The sequence below is a fragment of the Rhodoferax sp. genome, assembly GCF_018063565.1.
Classification (GTDB): Bacteria; Pseudomonadota; Gammaproteobacteria; order Burkholderiales; family Burkholderiaceae_C; genus Rhodoferax.
In genome coordinates, this window is sequence record NZ_JAGPBB010000145.1 from 1 (window position 1) to 5,955 (window position 5,955).

Genomic DNA, 5,955 nt, shown 5'->3' on the forward strand with positions numbered 1-5,955 from the left:
GCACGCCGCCACGCTCGGTAATTCGCTCAAACTCGGTCAAAACAGCTTCTTCGACCAGTTCGGTGAGTTCCTCGATGATGAACGCGCCCTGCGACGGGTTTTCGTTCTTGGCCAGGCCCCATTCGCGGTTGATGATGAGCTGAATCGCCATGGCGCGGCGCACGCTGTCTTCGGTGGGCGTGGTGATGGCTTCATCAAAGGCGTTGGTATGCAGGCTATTGCAGTTGTCGTAAATGGCAATCAGCGCCTGCAGCGTGGTGCGGATGTCATTGAACTGGATTTCCTGCGCGTGCAGACTGCGACCACTGGTCTGGATGTGGTACTTGAGCTTTTGGCTGCGCTCGTTGGCGCCATACTTTTCTTTCATGGCGACGGCCCAGATGCGGCGGGCCACGCGACCCATCACCGTGTATTCCGGGTCCATGCCATTGCTGAAGAAGAAGCTCAGGTTTGGCGCAAAGTCGTCAATGTGCATGCCGCGCGCCAGATAAGCTTCGACAAAGGTGAATCCATTCGACAAGGTAAACGCCAGCTGTGAAATCGGGTTGGCACCGGCTTCTGCAATGTGGTAGCCGCTGATGCTCACGCTGTAGAAGTTGCGCACGTTGTGGTGCACAAAGTAGCTGGCGATGTCGCCCATGACTTTCAGGCTGAATTCGGTGCTGAAAATGCAGGTGTTCTGTCCCTGGTCTTCTTTCAGAATGTCGGCCTGCACCGTGCCACGCACATTGGCCAGCACCCATTCACGGATTTTTTGCGCCTCGGTGTCGGTCGGGTCGCGGCCGTTATCTGCTGTGAACTTCTCCAGGTTCTGGTCAATCGCCGCGTTCATGAACATCGCCAGAATGCTCGGCGCCGGGCCGTTGATGGTCATGGAAACGCTGGTGTTGGGGCTGCACAAGTCAAAGCCGCCGTACAGCACCTTCAGGTCGTCAATGGTGGCGATGCTCACGCCACTGTTGCCGACCTTGCCGTAGATGTCAGGGCGCGGGTCGGGGTCGTTACCGTAGAGCGTGACCGAGTCAAAGGCGGTGCTCAGGCGCTTGGCCGCCATGCCGGAGCTGAGCAGCTTGAAGCGCTTGTTGGTCCGAAACGGGTCACCCTCGCCGGCAAACATGCGCGTGGGATCTTCGTTTTCGCGTTTGAAGGCGAAAGTGCCGGCGGTGTAGGGATAGCTGCCGGGCACGTTATCGAGCATCAGCCACTTCAAAATTTCGCCGTGATCCTCGAATTGCGGCAGGCAGACCTTGCGGATGGTGGTGCCGCTGAGGGTCTTCAGGGTCAACTGAGTGCGGATTTCCTTGTCGCGGATCTTGACGACGTATTCGTCACCGGCGTAGGCCGACTGCATGGCCGGCCACTGCGCCAGCAGCTTGGTGCAAGCCGGGTCCTGGATGGCGCGGCGCTGTTGAGCCAACTGCAACACGGCGGCCTGCGCGTCGGGGCTGGCCACAAGGTTGCCACAGGAGTCGTTTGCCAGCAGCATCTGCGCGCTGGCTTCAAGCTGCTGAATCTCGCGTGCCAGGCGGGCTTGCCCGCGTGCCTTTTTCTTGTAGCCCCGCACGGTGTCGCTGATCTCAGCCAGGTAGCGGGTGCGCGCGGCGGGCACCACCGGGCTCTGGTTGGTGCTGTGACGAACATTCACTGTGGGCAATTGTGATTCGCCCAGCGGCAGACCCAGTTCGCCCAGGCGCACTTTCAATGCCTGGTACAGCGCGGTCACGCCGTCGTCGTTAAATCGCGCGGCCATGGTGCCAAACACAGGCATCTGCTCAGGCGGCACGGTCCAGGCTTCTTTATTACGCTGTACCTGCTTGGCCACATCGCGCAGCGCATCGCTGGCACCCTTGCGATCAAACTTGTTGATGGCGACAAACTCGGCAAAGTCGAGCATGTCGATTTTTTCAAGCTGGCTGGCCGCACCAAACTCGGGCGTCATCACATACATCGGCACATCGACATGGGGCACGATGGCCGCGTCACCCTGCCCAATGCCACTGGTTTCCACCACAATCAGATCAAACCCCGCCACCTTGCAGGCCGCAATCACATCGGGGAGTGCGGCGCTGATCTCACTGCCAAAGTCGCGCGTGGCCAGACTGCGCATGAAGACCCTGGGGCCGTTCTGCCATGGATTGATGGCATTCATGCGGATACGGTCGCCCAGCAAGGCACCGCCGCTCTTGCGTCGGCTCGGGTCAATGCTGATCACCGCCACGCGCAAACGATCGCCTTGATCCAGGCGCAGACGGCGAATCAATTCATCCGTCAGCGACGATTTACCGGCACCACCGGTGCCAGTAATACCCAGCACTGGTATCGTTTTAGTAGCTGCAAGTTCTTTGATGGAAAGCGCAAGCGCCCTAAATGACTCTGAAAGTTCGCCTTTGACCTCACCTGAGGCCGTTTTATTCTCCAGCGCCGTCATCAGCTGGGCCAGCGCGCGCCAAGCCATCTCGGTGTGGCCCTGAATGGCTTCGAGCGTCGTGGGGGCGTAACCAGTCAGGTCATGGTCACAACGCTTCACCATGTCGCCAATCATGCCCGCCAGCCCCATGCGCTGACCGTCTTCGGGGCTGTAAATGCGCGCCACCCCGTAGGCTTGCAGTTCGGCAATTTCGCTGGGCACTATCACACCGCCGCCACCTCCAAACACCTGAATGTGCGCGCCACCCCGGCTCTTGAGCAAGTCAACCATGTATTTGAAATACTCGACATGCCCGCCCTGGTAGGAACTCAGCGCGATACCTTGCGCGTCTTCCTGCAAGGCGGCGGTCACCACTTCGTCGACGCTGCGGTTGTGACCCAGGTGGATCACCTCGGCACCCATGCTTTGCAAAATGCGGCGCATGATGTTGATGGCGGCGTCGTGCCCGTCAAACAGGCTGGCCGCCGTGACAAAACGCACTTTGTGTGTGGGCCGATACTGGGCCAGGGTTTTGAAGTCGGCAGATAAATCGGTCATGGGCGTGTCTCCGGGCGGTTGCTTTGGTTTTGCGGGCACAAACCCGGCATCAGGCCGGGCTCAACTGACTTGACGTTGACGTAAACGTCAATGCAGCGGGCGATGTTAGCGGGTTTTTAACGCAAAAGGGGCGCTTTGTCGCACCCCTTTTGCCATTTCACCCATCCAGCCCACACTACTTGTACAACAACTCGGGCAGCCACAGGCCAATGGCTGGGAACATGTACAAGAGGAAGATGGCAAACACCTGAATCCCCATGAACGGCAACATGCCGGCAAAGATCTGGTTCAGCGTGACATGGGGCGGGCTCACACCTTTCAGGTAAAACGCCGACATTGCCACAGGTGGGCTCAAAAAGGCGGTTTGCAGGTTAAGTGCCACCAGCAAGCCGAAGAACAGCGGATCGATACCGAAGTGCGGCAGCAGCGGGATAAAGATGGGCATGAAGATCACAATGATCTCGGTCCACTCCAGCGGCCAGCCCAGCAGAAAAATGACCACCTGCGCCAGAATCATGAACTGCACCGGCGTCAGGTCCATTGACAACACCCAGGTGTTGACCAACTCCTGTCCGCCCAGCAACGCAAACGCGGCAGAAAAAATGCTGGAGCCGACAAAAAGCCAGCACACCATGGCGCTGGTCTTGGCGGTCAGGTACACCGACTCGCGCATCACCGTCATGTTCAATCGTCGGTACGCCGCTGCCAATAGCAAACCACCCATCGAGCCCATCGCGGCCGCCTCGGTGGGTGTGGCCAGGCCAAACACAATGGTCCCTAACACGGCCATGATCATCACCGCCAGCGGAAAGAAGGACCCCAGCAGCATCTTGAAAATTTCCAGCCGGGCAAAGCTGAAGAACGCATAAAACAACACCAGACCAACCACGCCTATGGCCACAGCGATCCAGTAACCGTCAGGCGCGGCCTGACGTTCGACACCCGTCGGGGACGCCCCGCCTGGAGCCGCAACGGCCGATGCGGCAACTGCCGGAGCGGTGGCAACTGCCGCAGCTGAACCTGTTGGCTTGGGAGATGCATCTGCGGCTGAACCCATAGGCTCGGGCGCGGCGTCTGACCCCATGGGTTCAGGTGCAGCCTCACTGCCCAGGGCCTGCGGTGCGGTGTCTGCAGGCGGTTCGCTCAAGCCATCGGCCTGCGGCGGCTCCGCCAGCCCGCTGCCTGCTGATGCATCGGTTTGACTATCAAACGAATCGCCACCCATGGCCTGTACCCCTTCGACCTCGGCTACAGGCAGCGGCGCGGTCACTTGCACATAGGCCATGCCCAATGTCGCAGCCACAACCAGAGCAGGCAGCAGGGTGATGGCCAGTTGTCCCAACAAGGTACCCATGGGCACCTGGGCATTGCGTTTGCCTTTGATGGCCGCGAGCAAACCGGTCAGCGCCTTGCTGCTGCCCGACTCGGTGATACTGACGGCAAAGGCTGGCAAGGGCACCCTGCGGTCTTCAGCCGACATGGGTGGCGCCATGTGCGGCTTGAGTTTGGCCACGATGATCACGTACACAATATACAAACAGGCCAGCATGATCCCCGGGAAGAACGCCCCGGCGTACAGCTTGACTACCGACACTCCAGCGGTCGCGCCATAGACAATTAGCATCACCGACGGCGGAATCAAAATACCCAGGCAACCACCCGCCGTGATCGACCCCGCCGACAACTGCACGCTGTAGCCGGCCTTGAGCATTGCAGGCAGCGCCAGCAAGCCCATCAGCGTGACCACCGCGCCGACGATGCCTGTTGCAGTGGCAAAAATCGCACAGGTGATGATGGTGGCCACCGCCAGCGACCCCGGCAGGCGCGCCGTGGCCAGATGCATACTTTTGAACAGCTTCTCGATCAGATTCGCCCGCTCGATCAGGTAGCCCATGAAGACAAACAGGGGTATCGAAATCAGCACATCGTTTGACATCACGGAGTAGGTGCGCTGCACCATCAGGTCAAGCGTCTGCTGCACCGCCAGACCCGGGTTTTGGCTCCGGTAGGCAATCCAGGCAAACACCATGCCCATGCCCATCAGGGTAAAAGCGGTGGGAAAACCCAGCATGATGGCCACCACCACCAGGGCCAGCATCAACAAGCCCAGGTGGGCGTTGGTCATCAGCGCCACCGGTGGCAACAGCAGAAAAGCCGCCAGCACCACGCCTGCCATGATGGTCAGGCCAAACCAAACTTCGCGTCTCATGAATGTTTCCTGTTGGGGCTCACCAGATACTCATCAAGCTTGGCAATGTCCTCGTCCTTGACATGCACCATGTCTTTAAGTTTCTGAATGTCAACCTCGGCCACATCATCCTCGCGCGAGGGCCAATCGCCGTCTCTCAAGCAAATGATGCAGCGGATGATCTCCACCAAACCTTGCAACAACAAGACCGCACCCGCAATCGGAATGATGGTCTTGAACGGGTAAACCGGCGGGCCATTGGCGGTGATGTTGGAGTGCTCGTTGATGGCCCAGGACTCGGCGGCAAAGCTGTAACCCGCCCACGCCAGCGCCACCACACCGGGCACAAAAAACAGCAGGTACAAAGCCAGATCCAGCCCGGCCTGCAGTCGCGGCGGGAAGAAACCATACAACACATCACCCCGCACATGGCCGTTTTGCGACAAGGTATAGGCACCGGCGGTCATGAACAGTGTGCCGTACATCATGCTCATGACGTCAAACGCCCACGGGTGCGGGTTGTCCAGCGCATAGCGCGAAAACACCTCCCAACTGATCATCAGCGTGAGCGCCACAATCAACCAGGCACAGGCACGGCCCACAAAAGAGCTGATTTTGTCAACCGACAGCAGGAGTTTTTGCATCTTGAACCTATATCAACAAATCAGCCATTCAGAGCCTTGTCCAATGAGGTATGAGCCTGAACAGGGCACTGTATTTCCACGCAGGAATGAGCCTGAAGCCGTAATTTGAGGTGAATTGGCGAGTGGGTTGATCATCCCGAGATGGTGATCAACATGGA

General features: G+C 59.0%; 3 protein-coding genes. All 3 read right to left on the minus strand.

What is annotated here, in order from left to right; translation table 11 throughout:
* Positions 1–2,965 (minus strand): fused isobutyryl-CoA mutase/GTPase IcmF (icmF, locus tag KBF66_RS18580; protein WP_296661078.1); only part of this gene is annotated, 2,965 nt, incomplete at its 3' end.
* Between the two features lie 175 nt (positions 2,966–3,140).
* On the minus strand, positions 3,141–5,174 hold the full coding sequence (locus KBF66_RS18585) for a TRAP transporter large permease subunit (protein WP_296661080.1): 2,034 nt from the start codon (positions 5,172–5,174) through the stop codon (positions 3,141–3,143).
* A complete protein-coding gene (locus KBF66_RS18590; protein WP_296661082.1) occupies positions 5,171–5,797 on the minus strand; it encodes a TRAP transporter small permease subunit in 627 nt (208 codons plus the stop codon). The genes KBF66_RS18585 and KBF66_RS18590 overlap by 4 nt, the downstream gene beginning before the upstream one ends.
* Between the last annotated feature and the right edge of the window lie 158 nt (positions 5,798–5,955).